This window comes from Flavobacterium nackdongense (assembly GCF_004355225.1).
GTDB classification, from domain to species: domain Bacteria; phylum Bacteroidota; class Bacteroidia; order Flavobacteriales; family Flavobacteriaceae; genus Flavobacterium; species Flavobacterium nackdongense.
Genome location: NZ_CP037933.1, coordinates 3,547,113 through 3,566,838, shown reverse-complemented (window position 1 = coordinate 3,566,838; position 19,726 = coordinate 3,547,113). Strand labels below are relative to the sequence as shown.

General features: G+C 37.4%; 16 protein-coding genes. 11 read left to right on the top strand and 5 right to left on the bottom strand.

The window, feature by feature from the left end; genetic code table 11:
- Window positions 1–203: 203 nt before the first annotated feature.
- Window positions 204–1,058, top strand: a complete 855-nt coding sequence (gene purU / locus E1750_RS15315) for a formyltetrahydrofolate deformylase (protein ID WP_133277611.1) — start codon at window positions 204–206, stop codon at window positions 1,056–1,058.
- A 431-nt stretch (window positions 1,059–1,489) separates the two neighbouring features.
- Here the strand turns inward: purU and E1750_RS15310 are convergent, their stop codons facing one another.
- The 3 genes from E1750_RS15310 to prfA form a co-directional block, all read right to left on the bottom strand.
- Entirely contained in the window at window positions 1,490–2,275 is a 786-nt protein-coding gene (locus E1750_RS15310; protein WP_133277610.1) for an alpha/beta fold hydrolase, read from the bottom strand.
- A gap of 123 nt (window positions 2,276–2,398) precedes the next feature.
- Window positions 2,399–3,211, bottom strand: a complete 813-nt coding sequence (gene pyrF, locus E1750_RS15305; protein WP_133277609.1) for an orotidine-5'-phosphate decarboxylase — start codon at window positions 3,209–3,211, stop codon at window positions 2,399–2,401.
- Between the two features lie 297 nt (window positions 3,212–3,508).
- Window positions 3,509–4,585: a peptide chain release factor 1 gene (gene prfA / locus E1750_RS15300; protein ID WP_133277608.1), complete on the bottom strand. Its 1,077-nt coding sequence runs from the start codon at window positions 4,583–4,585 to the stop codon at window positions 3,509–3,511.
- Window positions 4,586–5,183: 598 nt separating this feature from the next.
- Here prfA and E1750_RS15295 point away from each other — a divergent pair.
- The 3 genes from E1750_RS15295 (at window position 5,184) to E1750_RS15285 (ending at window position 7,534) form a co-directional block, all read left to right on the top strand.
- Window positions 5,184–6,398: a TlpA family protein disulfide reductase gene (locus E1750_RS15295; RefSeq protein ID WP_133277607.1), complete on the top strand. Its 1,215-nt coding sequence runs from the start codon at window positions 5,184–5,186 to the stop codon at window positions 6,396–6,398.
- 87 nt (window positions 6,399–6,485) lie between these two features.
- The gene (locus E1750_RS15290) at window positions 6,486–7,022 is read left to right on the top strand and encodes a hypothetical protein (protein WP_133277606.1); all 537 of its coding nucleotides are present in this window, start codon (window positions 6,486–6,488) and stop codon (window positions 7,020–7,022) included.
- Window positions 7,023–7,105: 83 nt separating this feature from the next.
- Entirely contained in the window at window positions 7,106–7,534 is a 429-nt protein-coding gene (locus E1750_RS15285; protein WP_133277605.1) for a hypothetical protein, read from the top strand.
- A 189-nt stretch (window positions 7,535–7,723) separates the two neighbouring features.
- Here E1750_RS15285 and E1750_RS15280 read toward each other — a convergent pair whose 3' ends face one another.
- Window positions 7,724–8,440: a DsbA family oxidoreductase gene (locus tag E1750_RS15280; protein WP_133277604.1), complete on the bottom strand. Its 717-nt coding sequence runs from the start codon at window positions 8,438–8,440 to the stop codon at window positions 7,724–7,726.
- Window positions 8,441–8,738: 298 nt separating this feature from the next.
- Between E1750_RS15280 and E1750_RS15275 the strand changes: the two genes are divergently transcribed.
- Window positions 8,739–9,062 carry a hypothetical protein gene (locus E1750_RS15275; RefSeq protein WP_133277603.1) on the top strand — a complete coding sequence of 108 codons (324 nt, stop codon included), beginning with the start codon at window positions 8,739–8,741 and terminating at the stop codon, window positions 9,060–9,062.
- Window positions 9,063–9,235: 173 nt separating this feature from the next.
- Here E1750_RS15275 and E1750_RS15270 read toward each other — a convergent pair whose 3' ends face one another.
- On the bottom strand, window positions 9,236–10,426 hold the full coding sequence (locus tag E1750_RS15270; RefSeq protein WP_133277602.1) for an ATP-binding protein: 1,191 nt from the start codon (window positions 10,424–10,426) through the stop codon (window positions 9,236–9,238).
- A 388-nt stretch (window positions 10,427–10,814) separates the two neighbouring features.
- Between E1750_RS15270 and E1750_RS15265 the strand changes: the two genes are divergently transcribed.
- The 6 genes from E1750_RS15265 to E1750_RS15240 all read left to right on the top strand — a co-directional run bounded on the left by E1750_RS15265 (window position 10,815) and on the right by E1750_RS15240 (window position 19,530).
- Window positions 10,815–13,106: a type IA DNA topoisomerase gene (locus E1750_RS15265; protein WP_133277601.1), complete on the top strand. Its 2,292-nt coding sequence runs from the start codon at window positions 10,815–10,817 to the stop codon at window positions 13,104–13,106.
- Between the two features lie 135 nt (window positions 13,107–13,241).
- Entirely contained in the window at window positions 13,242–13,715 is a 474-nt protein-coding gene (locus E1750_RS15260; protein ID WP_133277600.1) for a DUF6265 family protein, read from the top strand.
- 398 nt (window positions 13,716–14,113) lie between these two features.
- A complete protein-coding gene (locus E1750_RS15255; protein WP_133277599.1) occupies window positions 14,114–15,634 on the top strand; it encodes an ankyrin repeat domain-containing protein in 1,521 nt (506 codons plus the stop codon).
- A gap of 4 nt (window positions 15,635–15,638) precedes the next feature.
- A complete protein-coding gene (locus E1750_RS15250; RefSeq protein ID WP_133277598.1) occupies window positions 15,639–16,121 on the top strand; it encodes a DUF2271 domain-containing protein in 483 nt (160 codons plus the stop codon).
- Between the two features lie 136 nt (window positions 16,122–16,257).
- Window positions 16,258–18,435 (top strand): PepSY domain-containing protein, encoded by a 2,178-nt coding sequence (locus E1750_RS15245; protein WP_133277597.1) that lies wholly within the window; start codon window positions 16,258–16,260, stop codon window positions 18,433–18,435.
- A gap of 99 nt (window positions 18,436–18,534) precedes the next feature.
- Window positions 18,535–19,530: an FAD:protein FMN transferase gene (locus tag E1750_RS15240; RefSeq protein WP_133277596.1), complete on the top strand. Its 996-nt coding sequence runs from the start codon at window positions 18,535–18,537 to the stop codon at window positions 19,528–19,530.
- Window positions 19,531–19,726 lie beyond the last annotated feature (196 nt).

The window sequence follows — 19,726 nt, the reverse complement described above, 5'->3', positions numbered from 1 at the left end:
AAAAAAATAAGTTTAGTTTTGATGAAAAATAGTGTAAAACGGATTGCCTAGCCCTGATGGAAATGGAAAGCCCGGAACGATAAAAACTTGATTTTCTTGGCCTAAAAAAGAGACCGCAGGAAGCTCTTTTTAGGCCTTAGAAAAACAGTTTTTATAGTGAGGACTTGCAATGGACAGCAGGATGAGCTTCAAAATAAAATAGTATGCAAAAAATTACCATTCTCATTCATTGCAAAGACCAAAAAGGGATTATTGCCGCAGTGACTGATTTTATTGTGCGCGTGGAGGGAAACATCACTTATATTGATCAACATGTTGATTTTGAGCAAAATGTGTTTTTTATGCGTTTGGAATGCGAATTGACCAACCCCAACTCGAATTTGACTGCCATAAAAAACGTTTTTGAACAAACTATTGCAACAGATTTCAATATGGCTTGGGAGATTCATCCGAAAGAACAAAAATTGAAAATGGCCTTGTTTGTGTCGAAATACGACCATTGTTTGTTTGATATTTTGGGGCGTTATAGTGCGGGTGAATTCAATGTTGAAATCCCGCTAATCATCAGCAATCATTGGGACTTAAGGTCGGTTGCTAATCGGTTTGACATTCCGTTTTATTGCGTACCCTTTACCAAAGACAATAAGGAAGAAGGCGAAAAACAACACTTGGAATTGCTCAAAAAATATGCAATAGATTTTATTGTTTTGGCGCGCTATATGCAAATTATCACTCCAAAATTGATTTCGATTTACGAACATAAAATCATCAATATTCATCACTCTTTTTTACCGGCTTTTCCTGGGGCGAAACCCTATCATTCGGCCTTTAATAGGGGCGTAAAAATTATTGGCGCCACGAGCCATTATGTGACCGAAGAATTGGATGAAGGTCCTATTATTGAGCAGGACATTACCCGGGTTTCGCACATCAATTCGGTCGAGGATTTTATTATGAAAGGACGAGATTTGGAACGCATTGTTTTGGCCAGAGCGATAAAACTGCACGCAGAGCGAAAAACGATGGTTTTTGACAATAAAACGGTTGTTTTCTCGTGAGCGTTAAAAAGTTAACGAAACTGCAACAAAGTAATAACAGAGTTTTAACAGCACAAAATCGAAAACTGTCGCATCTTTGCAGAGTAATAAACTGGTTATTTATTATTTTGGTTTTTGGTTAGTTAAAGATTGCCTCACATTTTGTGGGGCATTTTTTTTTTGAAGTAAAAGCAAGTACATAACTTACAGTAACCAAATTTCAAAAAATCACACTCTATTCGCAACAAATCACTAATTACCAACATTATACTTGTCTCTTTTTCGGAAATGTTAAATAAAATTCAAAAAATTAACGTAACTCCAACAAACAAATAACATTCGTTTAACAGCAAAAAATCGGAAACTGTCGCATCTTTGCAGAGTAATAAACTGGTTATTTATTATTTTGGTTTTGGTTAGTTAAAGAATGTCTCGCTAGCGCGGGACATTTTTTATTGGGCTAAATTGATAAAAGATAGGCTTGCATTGTTGAAAATGGCCGGCTGCTCTACATTCACCACGTGGCCGCACTGCTGAATCACGAATAATTTCGAAGATTTATAATGCTTTTCGACCACTTGTCGAACCGAAGGTAAAAACATATAATCTTCTTCGCCCATTACATAAAGCGTAGGTATATTCAATTCTACTTGACGAAAACACTTCAACACGGGATTGATTTCGGCGGTAAGTTTGAACCATTTGATAAATTCTTTTTGGTACAACTTCTTGGCTTCATTGATGAAAAGCAAACGCGACTGTTTGTGGCTCTTTCGAGGCATAATCACAAAGGCAAAAAACTTATACAACACTAAATAAGGTAATACATACTTGAACGTATTGCCCACTTTCATAAGGATTTGAGAGCGAAAATTCATTTTCAAGATAGCTCCTCCCAGAATCATACTTTGCACACGTTCGGGATGCATTTCGGCCAATTGTCGAATGAGAATCGTACCTAGAGAAATCCCCACAAAATGTGATTTTTCGATTTTGAGATGGTCGATAACCTCCAGAACATCATTGGCGATAGCTTCGAAAGTGTATTTTTGTTTAAAAGCTTTCTTTATTTGGGAATTCGAATTACCGTGGCCTCTTAAATCCAATAACAACACATTATACTGACTCTTGAAATCCCGAATTTGCTTGAACCATATAGACGAACTACCGCCAGCTCCGTGGACAAAAGTCACCCACTGATCGCTGTTTTGGTTTGTATATGTGATGTAGTTTATCATACGATTTTTGAATGATGATTAACGATTTTTGATTTTAGATTTTTGTGATAATTAATATGAGTATGTCCTTTTTTTAGGATTTTACCTATCAGAAATCAAAAATCGTTAATCGAAAATCAGCAATCATTTTAAAATTTCTTCCATCTCTTCCTGCATTTTCAAAGCTTCTTCCCTAGCCTTTTCGGCAAAATCAGTTCCTTTGGAAGCGTAAATAATCGCTCTCGACGAGTTGATTAGTAAACCAACATTAGCATTCATTCCATATTTGCACACTTCCGAAAGGCTTCCTCCTTGGGCGCCAACACCGGGAACCAACAAGAAACTATCGGGAACAATTTTTCGGATTTCAGTAAAATATTCCGCTTTAGTGGCTCCAACAACATACATTAAGTTTTCTGAATTCTTCCAAGTTTTTGAGGTTTCCAAAACCTGTTTGTACAATTCTTTCCCATCCACAGTCAAGGTCTGAAAATCAAAAGCGCCTTCATTAGAAGTCAAAGCCAACATAATCGTGTGCTTGTTTTCGAAAGCTAGAAAAGGTTCCACCGAATCTTTCCCCATATAAGGAGCAACAGTCACGCTGTCAAAATTCAAATCTTCGAAGAAAGCCTTGGCATACATCGAAGAAGTATTCCCAATATCACCCCGTTTCGCATCGGCAATCGTGAAGATTTCAGGATAGTTTTCGTTGATATAATGAATGGTTTTTTGCAAAGATTGCCAACCCTTAATCCCATAAGCCTCATAAAAAGCGGTATTGGGTTTATACGAAACCGCCAAATCGTGTGTGGCATCAATAATCGCTTTGTTGAATTCGAAAATTGGGTCTTCGAGTTCCAATAAATGCTGCGGAATTTTATTCAAATCAACGTCCAATCCAACGCAAAGGAAGGATTTTTTGATTTTGATTTGGTCTGTAAGTTGTTGCGTTGTCAAAACGGTGTGTTGTTTGTGGTTTATTGTTGGGCAAAGTTAGTTTAAAGTTTTTGAACCACAAAGCCACGACGAATGCACTAAGTACACAAATAAAAAATGCCAACCTTACAAGATTGACATTTCTTGATACATTCACTTTGAATGCAACTAAATTTTTATTTTTAAACGCATAGAAACATAGTTTTTATACAATTTAAAAAAGGCATTTCACTTAAATATAGTAAATCATAGCTATGATAACCCAAGAATTGGGCTATCCCTTTCTTTTTTTCTATGTTTCTATGCGTTTAATTTATTTTAAAAAACTTCACTCGCTTCTTTCAGTTTTTCCATATTGTTCACCAATTGCAATTCGTCAACAATTTTCTGGATATCACCATTCATAATATTTCCTAAATCGTACAATGTCAATCCCACTCTGTGATCGGTTACACGACCTTGAGCGTAATTATACGTTCTAATTTTAGCCGAACGGTCACCTGAACTCACTTGCGAAGTACGTTTGGTCGCATCTTCCGCTTGTTTTTTGGCCAATTCCATTTCGTATAAACGAGAACGCAAAACGATTAAAGCTTTATCTTTATTCTTATGTTGCGATTTCTGATCCTGACATTGCGCCACCAATCCAGTTGGAATGTGCGTCAAACGAACCGCCGATTTCGTAGTATTTACCGATTGTCCACCAGGTCCTGACGAACAGAAGAAATCCACACGAACATCGTTCATATCAATTTGCACATCAAATTCCTCCGCTTCCGGAAGCACCATAACCGTTGCTGCCGAGGTGTGAACACGTCCCTGAGTTTCCGTTTGTGGTACCCGTTGCACACGGTGAACACCCGCTTCAAACTTCAAAGTACCGTAAACATCTTCGCCAGTCACTTCAAAAATTATCTCTTTGAAACCGCCCGAAGTGCCTTCGTTCATATCCACAACCGAAGTTCTCCAACCCATTCCTTCGCAATATTTGGTGTACATACGGAACAAATCTCCTGCAAAAATACTCGCTTCATCCCCACCCGTTCCGGCACGAATTTCGACCATTACGTTTTTGGCATCTTCAGGGTCTTTCGGAATCAACATAAATTTGATTTCGTCCTCTAGTTCTGGCAAACGTTCTTTGGCTTCTTCGAGTTGCATCTTGGCCATTTCGGTCATATCAGGATCACTACCATCCGCAATGATTTCGTTGGCTTCATCGATATTGGCCAAAACCAAAATGTATTCTTCTCTTTTCTCCACCAAAGCTTTGATGCTTTTATACTCTTGGTTCAGTAGCACATAACGCTTTTGATCGGCAATCACATCGGGTTGAATAATCAAATCCGAAATCTCGTCGAAACGCTGCTTTACATATTGAAGTCTATCTAACATATTCTTGTCCCTTTATTTTGGAGTGCAAATTTAGTGAAAAGATTGCAGATTGCAGATTTTAGATTTCAGATTTTTTTCAGGAGCTTAATCCTGCTGTCCGCTATATCTTTTTCTGGCAGAAAAAGCCAGAAAAAGGATGCCGCTACCATCAGGGCTAGGGGCAGTCGTTGAACAATTCGCTATTTCTTTCCATCGAAATAACTCTTTCCCTTTCTCCGTCACTTCGAGTGTTTTTTAATAGTAATGCGACAGCTTTACTATTCAAAATTGTATCGAGAAGCCTAAAAGAACTTGCATTCCCTCTGAAACTAAAAAAAAATAACAAAAAAAACACTCTTTTACGGTTTTCCGTAAAATTACTGATTCAAAAGGAGTTAGTTTTGGAAAAGATTTAAAAAATTAATAGCAATTAGTCAGTATTTTCGTTTAAAATCTTTATATTTGAAAGACAAAAAACGTAATAAAGTTTAGCCAATCAACGCATTTCGGATACATTTATGAAGATTTACTACTTAAATATACTAGTTAGTGGCTATGCTTATGGACAGTGCTAACTTTGCACATTATACAAAAAACAATAGATAAAAATAAAACGACAATGAAAAATAATTTGCTCACCATAGGACTACTTTTGTTGTGTATTGCTTCTTTCGGACAAGATGCAAAAGTGATTTTGAAACAATCATACGAAAAATGCCAATCTGTTCAGAACGGCTACTACGAAATGACAACTTACAGGAAGCGCATAAGTGAAAAGGATACCACAAAGAGTTCCTTTAACTTATCCTTCAAAAAGTTGAAGAACGATTCTCTTTGCTCTTCTGCTTTTCATTGTAAATCATTTTCGGATGACGCTACATTAAATGAAGCGATGTATACAGGTGATGATTTTGTACAAACAACTTCTAAGGACAGCACAGCAACAATAATGTCAAAATCTTTGTGGGCAAATGAATTTAAATCATTTGCTGATAATTACTTATTAGATTCACCGCTGTCAAGCAAAAAAAGTTATCCGTTACAACATGACTCCGACTTTATTGACAACAAACATGTTTTTAAATTTATTGGTGAAGAAAACTTGAACGGTGCTTTATGTTATCACATTCAAGTAAATAAGATTCCTGAAAACGACAGTACAGTGGCAATGAAAACTTTGCGACAGGAGTACCACTATTGGATTAAGAAAGACGATTTGATTCCTATTCAACATTCTATTGCTTATGACTTAAAAATGGAAAACGATACTATGTATCAATATGAAAAAGATGTTCTAAACAAATACGAAATAAACAACTTGAAAGACGAAAATATTCTGACACTAAATTCTATTCCGACTTTTTACAAGTTGAAAAATTATGTTCCAATCAAAAAACCTGTCCATTTTCTTTTGCCAACAGATACAATTGCACCGAACTGGGAATTACTTTCTTTAACTGATGAAAAAGTAAGTTTGAAAAGTTTAAAAGGACAACTTGTGTTGATTGACTTCTTCTTCAAAGCATGTTACCCTTGTATGCTAGCACTTCCAGGTTTGCAAGCATTAAGCGAAAAATATAAGAGCAAGGGACTTCGAGTTATCGGCATTGACCCAATCGATAAAAAGAAAGATGAAGTTGAAGTATTTCTTTCTAAACGAAGAATTAAATATACAGTTTTTTTAAGTGGAGAAGATACAGCAAAAGATTATCAAGTTTCGAGTTATCCAGCAATGTATTTAATTGACAAGGCAGGAAAATTAATTTTCACTCAAGATGGTTACGAAAAAGGGTTTGAGGACACACTTGAGGAAATCATAAAAAAGAATCTATGAATAAACTGACCTCAAACTTCGCCACAACTGGCGCCAACTGGCGCTCGTTTGCAACGAGTGCCTGCTAACACTTTAAAGTAATTTCATATGAAGAAAATTTTATTTATTCTTATCCTTATTATGGCATTAAGTTGCAATAATGATGAAACGGAAACCCAAACGAATAAGACAGCCTTGAGTTTAGTAACTGGAGTTAATTTCAGAGAAACAGGAGACCCAAATGAAATACCACGACAACTTGGAAACCCAAACGTTTTAGTAAATAACAAGTTATTCCTTTATCCTGATCCGGCCATAGAAACAGTCTACATCTCAGCACAAGAAAATGTTACAGATGTATGGTTAGTGCCCGCAAATCCGGAAAAAATTCATCAAGAAGTAAATTTTAACTCTATTCTGAATACAAATTTGTACAGCGAACAATCAATTATCTCATCCTCAAATTTATCTCTAAGCGGACAATCTTCTAAGAGTATTGGTATAAATATTGGAAACCTTCCAAAAGGATATTATAAAGTATTCGTGAAAATAGGTGGCGAAATTTATTGGGATAATTTATATAAATATGAAAATCAAGGAAATAACGAAGAGCAGTTCAACGCCATATCTAATTTTTGGAAATAAAATAGTTCCCCCCCGCTAGCGCGAGCGTCCCGCTCGTGAACACTAACTAGATTAAAGCATAAATCCATTAAACAACATAACTCATGAAACTAAAATCTACTCTTTTTTGTATTTTAACGATTTCACTTGGCTTTTACAATTGTTCAAGTACTCATCCAAAAACCACAGCAGTAGCAACAATGGGACAACCCGAGTTTGCAGACAACGGAAAAACGATTGACAGCATAAAAAAAGCATATCATTGCGAAAGTATCAATTATGAAAATTGGGACAACAAAAAAGAAACCGACTCCTGCTTGACTGTTTGCCTAATAAACAGCACTAAAGTACCAGTAATGACAAATCCAGACAGCCGAGAATTAATAGAAATCGCTGCATCAATAAAAAAAGCATTGGCAAAACCACAAAATTACAAATCGTATTATATCATTTTTATCAAAAAAAACGTGTTTATGGGCGAAGAATCTAAAGCTCATACTCTAGGGCAGGAAATACGAACTAAAGATTTATAATCTCGATTGCTCGGATATCCACAATCGCTAGCGCAGAATTACTTCGTCAGTTCGCAAAAGCTCGGGTGCATTCTGGGCCCACAAACGAGAGCAGACATAACCTACCGCTGCAACACAAAATAACACGAACGCAGCGACTGATGAAGTAAATTCGACTAAGTCAATCATTTCGTTTGGTTGCCTATTTACTCAATCACACCCATTGATATCACAACTGTTATCGGTGGAGGTGTTCAATAGCGTCACTTTTGTGTCAAATTGTCCTTCTTGCCACACTTTTTCCAAAGTTTGTAAAAAAGCCGTTGTGGGTTGTGCACCGGAAATGGCGTATTTATTGTCGAAAACAAAAAAAGGAACGCCCCGAACGCCAATTGCATTTGCTTCTTGAATGTCTTGTTTTACGTCTTCGCTGTAGGTGTTGGAATGCAAAACTTGGGCTACAGCATCAGCTTCGAGCCCTACCGCAATTCCCAATTCACTCAAAGTAGTCAAACTATTTAAATCTTTGCCGTCTGTTAGATAGGACTTGAACAGCAATTCTTCCAATTCGTTGGCGAGATCATTTTTTTTGGCTAAATGCAACAATCGGTGGGCGTTGTGGGAATTAGCCAAAACAGCTTTCTCAAAATGAAAATCCAGCCCAACTCCCTTCGCATTCTGTGCCATATTATCTACCATAGTTTGCGCCCAATCCGTATCTTTTTGATACTTTTCGGCTAAGTGTTCAATTAAATTATCATCCGCAGATGGAATGAAACTAGCATCCAACTCAAAGCTTTTCCATTCAATAGCAACAGCTTCTTTATGTTCGAACTGGCTTAATGCTTCTTCAATCCTTCTTTTTCCTATATAACAAAACGGACACATAATGTCCGACCAAATCTGTATTTTCAATTTATTTCCCATCTTGCGATTCCTTTTTTGGCATTACCACTTAATTTTGTGCTGCAAAAGTAATCAAATTGGTTTTGGGCTGTTTTTATTTTAGTTTTTTATTGGGAAACTCGATCGCTCGTATATCCACAATCGCTAGCGCAGAATTACTTCGTCAGTTCGCAAAAGCTCGGGTGCATTCTGTGCCCACAAACTAGGGCAGACATAACATAACACAATGGCTATAGAAAATATTTTTTGTAGCTATTGTGCATTTATAAACATAAATTATCAATCTTTGTAAGCATTCCATCCAACACAACCAAACCATATGATCCTTTCCGTCACTAAAATCGAGTTAGATTCTTATTCAAAGCTGATTGCTTTTTTTAAGTTTAATAGTCAAATCATAAAAGAACTACAGCAATCCAATTGCAAAAAACACAAGGTAACAGGCAGTTGGAATTTGAAAGTTTGGTACACCATGACTTTGTGGGAAAACGAGAATGAAATTGACGCGTTTTATCGCAACGGCACCCATTTGGAAGCGATGAAACAATCCAAAAAATTTTCATCTAAAATCCAATCCCAACGAATTCAAAAGGAAGATGTATTGCCTTGGAAAGAAGCTAAAAAAATGTTTGGGAACTACTAATCTCCAACGGTGCAGTAAAGCCAGCCCCACAAATTCTCTCGACTTTGAGGTAGTGAATTTAGGTTTTCAACCGATTTGTTTTTAAATCCTTTTATGTCAGTCTTAGACTGATACACACATCCTCAAAGTCAGAGACTTTGCGGAGCGAAGGTGGTAAAACAAATCATTCCAGACTAATACATAAACCCAAACAGCCAAACTGGAATAATAGTCCCATAGCCTATTTCTATCATATCCTTGGCAATGTATGAATCAGGTATGTCGATAATTTGTTTTCTGGTTTTGTTTTTGCCTCCTATTTCGAAGGTATATTTTTTATTGACCAAAAAATCGGCTTGAAGAGACAAATTAATTTCGTGTAAATCTTTGAATTGGTTTAGGAAAAACGTTTCCCTTACATTCCCAATATTGATATTCTCTTTTGCCAAAGCATACATCAAATTGGTATTGTTCAAAAACAATTTTTCGGGTTTTGTCAAAACGCCAATTCCTGAGGTGTCTTTGTATAATTCGTTTACTAATCCCGCACGGTCTAGAATTTTTATAGCCTGAATCAAGGTGTTTCTAGAAACGCCCACTTTTTCGCTCAGCTTGGTAATGTTGGGCGTAAATGGGGCACTCGTTGCAACAGTTATCAATAATTTTTTCAATTTGACCAAGGTTTCGTAATTCAAATCTTCGACCGCATTAATATCTATTTCGATGATTAAATTTATAGTGTTGCGTAATTTTTGAGGATAATCATTCTCACTTTCTTTGAAATACGGGTATGCTCCCATTTGCAAATATCTTGCAAAAAGCGGCAAGGGCTTCATCTCTTCCAGCATTTTTGAAGCTATTTCGTTGTGATTATTCAAAATTTCTTCTAAAGAAAAAACGGGAAATTTTTTATTGGTATCTAACTCAATAAACTCCCTAAAAGACAACTCTTTTAAGGTATAAGAAACCGCTCTTCGACTCAAATCCGATTCGGCTTTGTAAATTTCGAGCATTGAAGAAGAAGTAAAAACAATGTTTAAAGTGGGGAAATTGTCATAAATTAATTTGATCTCTCTGGACCAATTGGGGTATTTATGCACTTCGTCCAACAATAAATGAGTGCCACCAAATTTCACAAACAGCTTTGCCAAATCATATAATTTATTTTCAAAAAAATAAATATGATCCAAACTTACATAAAGCGTACTTTTTAGCGGTAATTTTCTTTTTGCAATTTGCAACAACAAAGTGGTTTTTCCTGAACCTCTAGCTCCTTTTACGGCAATCAATCGATTATTCAAATCCATTTTATCAATCAAATACCGTTGAAATTTCAAGGATACAAAAGTTATTTTTTCTTGAAATTCTAAAATAAGATCTTCCATAATGTTGTTTTTAAACAGCAAATATACTTAAAATTGTTAAACATAAACAACAATTTTATATATTTTTTGTTGTGTTTGAACAACACTTATTTAAATTATCTAAAAATTTAGCAGTCAATGAGAATAGACAAAGTAATATACGGCATTTTCTCTTTCGTTATTATGAAAACAAAACGTAATCTTTAGCCCTGATGGAAGCGGCATCCTTTTGTGGCGGGGTTCGACACAAAAGATACAGCGTACAGCAGGACGATTAGTTCTTGAAAAAACCAATGATTCTGCTCCTGAAAAAACTTCGAATTGCCAAGCCGTTCATAACTCCGCTACATTTCATTTCGATACCAATTTCTAAATTACTACTTTGCAGCTTTAAAATGAGTAGTAAAAAATGAAGGTCTGTATTGCCGAAAAACCAAGTGTCGCCCGCGAAATCGCATCCGTTTTGGGTGCCAATACCAAGCACGATGGCTATTTTGAAGGCAATGGCTATCAGGTAACTTACACTTTTGGGCATTTGTGCACCTTGAAAGAACCCAACGATTACAAACCCCATTGGAAAAGTTGGGACCTCAACAACCTACCGATGCTTCCTGAGAAATTCGAAACCAAGGTGGTCGATAATTCGGGTGTTCAGAAGCAGTTCAAAATCATAAAAAGCTTGTTCGACAAAGCCGATTTGGTCATCAACTGCGGGGATGCGGGGCAAGAAGGAGAACTCATTCAGCGCTGGGTGATGAACGAGGCCCAATACAAAGGCGAAGTTAAACGCTTGTGGATTTCGTCCCTAACCACCGAAGCTATCAAGGAAGGTTTTCAGAATTTGAAACCGGCTGCCAACTACGATAATTTATTCTACGCTGGATTTTCTAGAGCCATTGGCGACTGGTTATTGGGTATGAATGCCACCCGATTGTACACCGTAAAACACGGCGGATACAAACAAGTTTTGTCTATCGGACGCGTGCAAACACCAACATTGGCAATGGTTGTGGATCGCTTTAAAGAAATCGAAAACTTCAAACCGCAACCCTATTGGGAATTGCAAACCTTGTATCGAGAAACGCTTTTCAGCTATGAAGAAGGACGCTTTTTGAATAAGGAAGACGGCGAAGTTTTGGCCAACAAAGTCAAGGAAAGTGAATTCGAAATTGTTTCGATTGACAAAAAGAACGGCAATGAGTTTGCTCCAAAACTCTTCGATTTAACGGGTTTGCAAGTCTATTGCAATACCAAATTTGGTTTTACAGCAGATGAAACCTTAAAGATTGTCCAAACTTTGTACGAACAAAAAGTAGTGACGTATCCTAGAGTGGACACTACTTTCTTACCGAATGATATTTATCCAAAAGTGCCAGGAATTCTGAAAAACTTGACGAATTATGCTGGGTTGACGCAACCGCTTTTGGAAAAAAAGATAAAAAAATCACCTAAGGTTTTCAACGATAAAAAAGTAACCGATCACCACGCGATTATTCCAACAGGCGTTCAAAGCAATTTGCAATACAATCAGCAGCAAGTCTATGATATTATTACACGCCGTTTTATTGCCGTGTTTTATGACGATTGTTTGGTTGCCAATACAACCGTAATGGGGAAAGCTGCCGAAGTCCTATTCAAAACCACCGGCAAAGAAATCTTAAAAAAAGGCTTTCGCGTTGTTTTTGAAGACCCGAATGCCAAAGAAAAAGAAGCTGATGTTTTGCCGAGTTTTGTAGTTGGCGAAAAAGGCCCACACCAGCCTTCATTCTTGGAAAAAGAAACCAAACCGCCCAATCAGTTTACGGAAGCAACGTTGCTACGCGCTATGGAAACCGCAGGAAAACAAATCGATGACGAGGACCTCCGTGAATTGATGAAAGAAAACGGAATTGGACGACCATCAACTCGGGCGAATATTATTGAAACGCTTTTTAGACGCCAATATATTGTTCGAAACAAAAAACAGGTTTTGCCCACACCAACAGGAATTCAGTTGATTGATACGATTCAGAATGAATTAGTGAAATCGGCAGAATTGACGGGTTCTTGGGAAAAGCAGTTAAAAGATATTGAAAAAGGAACGTTTACCGCAGGTGCTTTCATCAAGAATATGAAACTGATGGTCGAGGAGTTGGTCTATGAAGTGCGAAGAGAAACAAGAGGTGCCAATATTTCGCACGCAGGAAGTGTTCAAAAACAAGAGGACGTAGTCGAGAAAAATAAAGCAGCAGGAATTCTGGCCGAAGTCTGTCCGAAATGTAAAAAAGCAACGCTTATCAAAGGAAAATCGGCTTACGGCTGCGGCGATTACAAAGCCGGTTGTCGATTTGTATTACCCTACACTTTTGCCGACAAAAAAATATCCGAGAACCAATACTTGCGCTTACTCCAAAAAGGCTCGACCGTAAACTTAAAAGACTTCAAAACCGAAGCTGGAACTGTGGAAGGTTTGCTTCGGTTTGACGAAAATTTCGAACTCCAACTGGAAGCGAAAAAAACAGCCGTGAAACCAAAGCCAGATACATTGGCTTGCCCAAAATGCAAGAAAGGAACAATCCTCAAAGGAAACACCGCTTATCGTTGCAGCGACTACAAATTGGGTTGCGATTTTAAAGTCCCGTTTGATGTGGTTCGCGCTAAACTAAAAGATCAAAAAGCAACGAAAGAATTGGTTTATGCTATTTTGAAGGACGGTATTTAAAAAAGCAAACACGAATTACACGAATTTGCACAAATTTATTTGATTTCAAAATTTGCCTCGTCAATTCGATCTCGCACGGGTCACGGTTTTTTTTCCTATTTTTGAAAACTCATTAACTCCTAATAAATTCTAATTATGAAAAATGTAATACTTGCTCTCCTTGTAATCTTAACGTTCGCTTCTTGCCAAAAATCAAAGGAAGTTTCTAAAATTGTAGGCAACGATTGGTTGTTAGGAAAATGGGAAAACAAATCGGACAATGGCAATTTATTAGAAACTTGGAAAAAACTAAACGACAGCGTCTTCATTGGCGAAAGCTACTATATAAGAGAGAAAGACACCTTGCATTCCGAAAAAATGGAGTTGCAACAAAAAGGCGAAAACCTTATTTACATTTCGACGATAAAAGGTCAAAACAATGACCAAGCTATAACTTTCAAACGCAATATCGAAATCGAAAAGCAATTGGTTTTTGAGAATCCGAAACAGGATTATCCACGAAAAATTGTTTACAAACCCATTGCCAAAGACCGACTATTCATTGAGGTTTCCGGAATTCAACAAGACAAACCAAGTTCCGTTCGTTATTCGATGAAGAAAACGGAATAACTATATTTTTTTTGTACTAAATGGTTTCTTTTCTTTAAACCTTGTTTGCTTTATTTCATCTAAAAACAAGTTTTTCAAAAGTATTAATACAAATCTAAATCGAATGCATTAAAAAAAGATAGCAGCATCCACCCAAGGCAAACGACAGCCTAGAGTCTCAAAACAAGGACTATTTCAGAATTAATTACTTAAATCAAAACTGAAAAAAGGCAAGAAATCAAGCTTTATGAAGGTAAATTATGGAGTCGTTCCAATAAAGAATTCAAAAAAAAATTAATACCTAAACAGCGATTTTACGCCACTTATTATTGCTCATTTATAAAATAGTTTTACATTTGCATTATTTTTATTTAATCTAAATAAGCATTATTAAACTTTATCCTTTTCAATTGTACCCTATGAAAAAAAATATTTCAATCTACTTTGCTTTAGTCGCGACTCTATTGGCCAGTGCACAGCAAAAAAACAGTCTTTTGGAACAGTCTTTTTGGAAAACTTCTCCAGATGTAACGGCTGTTCAAGCTGAAATAGCAAAAGGCAACAATCCATCCGCATCGACCGCCAATGCCTTTGATGCTGTAGTGATGGCGATCAACAGCGATGCGCCTGCAGCCACCATAAAATTCTTGATCGAACAACCCGGCAATGAAGTTTCAAAATCGACACACGACAACCGAATATATTTACACTGGGCTTCCAATAAAGGAAATGTGGAAATCGTGGAATACTTGATTGCCAAAGGTTCCGATCTTAATTTAGAAGACAGCAAAGGCGAAACACCATTGACATTTGCAGCCGTTGGCGGTCAAAATAATACAGCACTTTACGAGGCTTTCTTCAAAGCGGGAATCGATCCCAAAAAAAAATACCGAGACGGCCAAACTCTTTTGCTTATGGCAATTCCTTTCGACAAAACATTGACACTTTCGAGCTATTTCGTTTCCAAGGGAATGTCGCTAAAAGAGGTTGATACTGATGGAAATACAGCCTTAAATTATGCTGCCAAATCAGGTAACATTTCACTTTTGAAATCATTATTGGATAAAGGAGTAAAATTTACAGACCAAGCACTCCTATTTGCAGCTCAAGGTTCTCGAAGAGAGTCAACCAGCCTTGAAACGTACCAATACTTGGTAGAAGATTTAAAAATCAAACCAACCGCCACGAGCAAATCGGGTGAAACTGTCCTTCATTTGCTGGCAAGCAAGCCCAAGCAAACCGAAATCATTAATTACTTTTTGGCGAAAGATGTAGCAGTAAACAAAGTCGATAATGAGGGAAATACAGTTTTGATGGTTGCCGCTTCGGCTCGAGATAATGAGGCCTTAGAACTGCTGTTGCCCATCGTCAAAAACGTCAATATTCAAAACAACAAAGGAGAATCGGCATTGACAATGGCTATCAAATCAGGAACTCCAGAAGCGGCAAGCGTTCTTTTGAACAAAGGTGCCGATCCGAAGGTTTTGGATAAAGAAGGAAACAATTTAGGTTATTATTTGGTACAATCTTATCGTCCGCAGACGGGCGGAATGGGTGGTCGAAATCCAGAATCGTCTAATGCGCCAAAACAAGATCCTTTTGCTGCAAAAACAATATTGCTTCAAGACAAAGGCTTCAATTTAACAGCGCCACAAAAGGACGGCAATACTTTATATCATTTTGCTGTAATCAAAAATGATATGACTTTATTGACCAAATTAGCGGATTTAAACATCGATATCAATGCCAAAAATAAAGACGGATTGACCGCTTTGCACAAAGCCGCGATGATTTCTAAAGATGATCTTATCTTGAAATACCTTATTTCCATCGGTGCCAAAAAAGAAATCAAAACCGATTTTGACGAAAGTCCTTATGCCCTGGCAAAAGAGAATGAAACTTTAACCAAAAAGAAAACCGATTTAGAATTTTTAAAATAATAAAATGAATTCAATATTTAAAATAGCGCTAACAACATCAATAATCTGCTTACTATCTTTTCAAGCCAAGGCGCAAAGCAGTAAATACAAATGTATGCTCCAAATGTCGAACTATGTTGGCGAAGGCGCCTATGTGGCCGTTTCGCTGCTTAATGCAAAAGGCGAATACGAAAAAACCCTTTACGTGATGGGCGAAGACAAAAAATGGTACAAAACCATCAAAGAATGGCACAAATTTCAATCTAAAAAGCAAGAAAATATCAGTGCCAAGACAGGAGCCTCGGTTACTGGCGGAGACCGCAGCATCACCACCATTGAAATTGAAGATGCCAAAATCAACAAAGGATATAAATTGCGTTTTGAATCCTCGGTCGAAGATCAAAAATATTATGCAAATGATATCGAAATCCCCTTGACAACAGAGGGTCTTGCGGCAAAAACCGAAGGTAAAGGCTATATTCGTTACGTAAGATTGAATAAAATCTAAATACTAAATCTTCTGACGCAGATTTCCACAGATTACAGATAATTGCTTTCGGTTTTACCCCTAGAATTACAAAAAAAATCTGTGTCAATCTGTGTCAACATTTTAAGCAAACCTATTATTAAAACACAATTCATCGATGACTCTCTCTTTTTGGCGGTACGCTCATTTGACTTTGGCCCTTTTTTCTGCTGTATTTTTGATATTGGCATCTGTAACGGGCGTCATTCTAGCCGTCGATGCCATTCAGGAAAAAATGCCTTCCTATCGAGTAGAAAATTTCGACTCCATCACACTTGAAAAAACCCTGCCAATACTTCGTAAAACCTATCCAGAAATAACTGAATTGAGCATCGATCACAACCAATTTGTACGCTTGCAAGGGATAGATCAAGAAGACAATGATATCAATGCCTACATCGACCCAAGAACAGGGAAAGTATTGGGAGAACCCATCAAAAAAAGCGAGTTTATACAATGGACTACCGCACTGCATCGCTCCTTATTCCTCAAAGAAACGGGACGTTTTATGGTGGGTTTTATTTCCTTTTTGTTGGCACTGATTTCCATTTCTGGTTTTGCGCTAGTACTGCAAAGACAACGAAGCATTCGCAGTTTGTTTGCAAAAATTGTAAAAGAAAATTTCGCACAATATTACCATATTTTCTTGGGTAGAGTATCACTGATTCCGATTCTAATTATTGCTCTTTCGGGAACTTATTTGACTTTGGAAAAATTCAATTTTTTCCTCGAAAAAACCGAAGTTGTGGAAAAAACCACAATTTCAAAAAAAGAAGAAGTATCCTTTTTTAAAAACACCCTTTTGGCAGATGTCCAGAAAATTGAATTTCCTTTTTCGGATGATGCCGAAGATTATTACATCATCAAACTGAAAGACCGAGAAATTGAAGTCAACCAAATTAGCGGTGCTGTAATTAGTGAAGCTCCAACTGCAATGACTGCGCAATTATCGGATTTGAGTTTGGATTTGCACACCGGTCGAACCAGTATTTTATGGGCGATCAATTTAGTAATAGCGAGTTTAAATAGTCTGTTTTTTATCTATTCGGGCTTTGCAATGACCTTGAAACGAAGAGCGAGTCGCATCAAAAACAAGTACAAAGCCGAGGAAAGCCAATTCATCTTATTGGTTGGTTCCGAAAATGGAAGTTCCTTGCGATTTGCGAATGCGATTCACAAACAATTATTGGCTCAGGGCCAAAAAGTTTTCTTTGCAGAATTGAATAAATATTCGGTTTACCCAAAAGCGGAACACCTCATCATTTTCACTTCCACCCACGGATTGGGAGATTCTCCATCAAATGCCACCGAATTTGTTTCGCTGCTCAATCAAACCCAACAAAAGCAAAAAATCAAAGTTTCGGTCGTTGGTTTTGGTTCAAAATCCTACCCAGATTTTTGTGGTTTTGCTTATGAAATTGATGCTGAACTAGCCAAACAAAATTGGGCAGAACGTTTAGTGGAAATACATACCATCAATGACAAATCGGCGCAGGAATTTGTAGATTGGGCAAAAATATGGAGCGCCAAAACGGGCATTCCGCTTTCCACAACTCCATCGGTTTACAATCACATTCCAAAAGGGCTGACAAAATTGGTGGTTTTGAAGAAAACTGCCGTTTCCGATACGGAACAGACCTTTTTGCTAACACTTCGGGCTGGGCTGAATGCCAAATGTAGTTCGGGTGATTTATTGGCCATTTATCCCGCAAACGACAATCGCGAACGCCTCTACTCCATCGGAAATTATTCTGGCAACATTCAACTTGTTGTAAAATTGCATCCTCACGGATTGGGTTCCGGCTATTTGAATTCACTTAAAGTTGGTGCGATAATCAAGGCACAAATCATAAAAAATCCAGCTTTTCATTTTCCGAAAAAGGCATCGAAAGTAGCGCTAATTTCAAATGGAACTGGAATTGCACCCTTTCTTGGAATGTTGGAACAAAATAAGAAAAAAACGGAAACACATTTGTATTGTGGCTTTCGAAATGAAACCGAAAGGGTTGTTGGCTATAAAAAATTTGCCAACGAAATGATAGAAAAGCAACAACTGCAATGTTTTCATTTGGCTTTGTCCCGTGAGGCAAACCCAATTCACGTAATGGATTTGATCCAACGAGATGCCGATTTTTTTGAAGATTTACTAAAACAAGGTGGCGTTGTGATGATTTGCGGTTCATTGGCAATGCAAAAGGACGTGGAATCTGTACTGGAGCAACTGTGCCTTGGCAGAACAACTTTCACTATTTCAGATTACAAAGCCAACGGGCAAATATTGACGGATTGTTATTAAATCCTTAGTGCAGGAGATGAAGCCGAAACAGGATTAAAGAATATCTTTTTATTGTCGATTTTCCTGAAAAGTCTATTTCAAGCCTTATAAAAAAATGTTATGTCAGCGAAACAACTGTTCCTTCTTTTAATCCTTTGCTACTTCAGCAGTCATAGCCAAGTCTTGCGCAAAAGAACTACTTTATTGATGGGCGGTCGTTTCGACATTAGTATCGTAGCCAAAGATTCACTTTCTGCTGAACAGAATATAGCTGTGGTCATTGCCGAAATTAGTCGAATCGAAAACTTAATTTCCGACTGGAAACCCAGTTCACAAATATCGGAAGTGAACCAAAATGCAGGCATTCGTCCTGTGAAAGTGGATCGGGAAGTTTTTGTATTAACACAAAGAGCCATTCGTTTTTCTGAAATTACCAATGGTGCTTTTGACATCAGCTTTGCTGCAATGGACAAAATCTGGAAATTCGACGGCTCGATGACCGAAATGCCTTCGGCGGAAGCCATTACAAAATCAGTAGAAAAAGTGGGGTATAAAAACATTGTTTTGGACAGCCTGCAATCGACCATTTTCCTAAAATTAAAAGGAATGAAAATTGGGTTCGGTGCATTAGGCGAAGGTTATGCCACCGACAAATGCCGAGCAATGATGATGGACAAAGGCATCCAAGCCGGAATTATAAACGGTTCGGGCGATATGAGCACTTGGGGCGAACAACCCGATGGAAAACCTTGGAAGATTGGCATCACCAATCCATTTGATACCGAAAAAATCGTTGCCGTTGTTCCTATAAATAAAGGAGCTGTAACCACTTCCGGAAGCTATGAAAAATTCGTGGTTTTCGATGGCAAACGCTATTCGCACATTATCAATCCGGCAACAGGTATGCCAGCAACTGGACTTTGTAGCGTTACGGTTATTGGTCCCAATGCTGAAACTGCAAACGGTTTGAGTACGTCTATAATGGTTTTAGGAAAAACGGCAGGATTGCTTTTACTCGATCAATTCGTTGATTATAGTTGCATTCTGATTACCGATGATGGGAAAACCGTGAAATCGAAAAACTTTCGAAACAAAAAATTTAAGACCAAACTTTAGTTCCCAATTCCTTTTCTATTAGCTAGGAAACAATCCACTATTTTCTTGTAAACCATTGCAAAATGTTCCTAGTTTTTCAAATTCAAGTTCAGCAGCCACATCACCCATAGAAAAATCACACCTCTTACAAAAATAAACACAATTTTTTTTTAAATCTTGCTTGCCAAAAGGTCATTAAAAACGGTGCAAGTCTAGA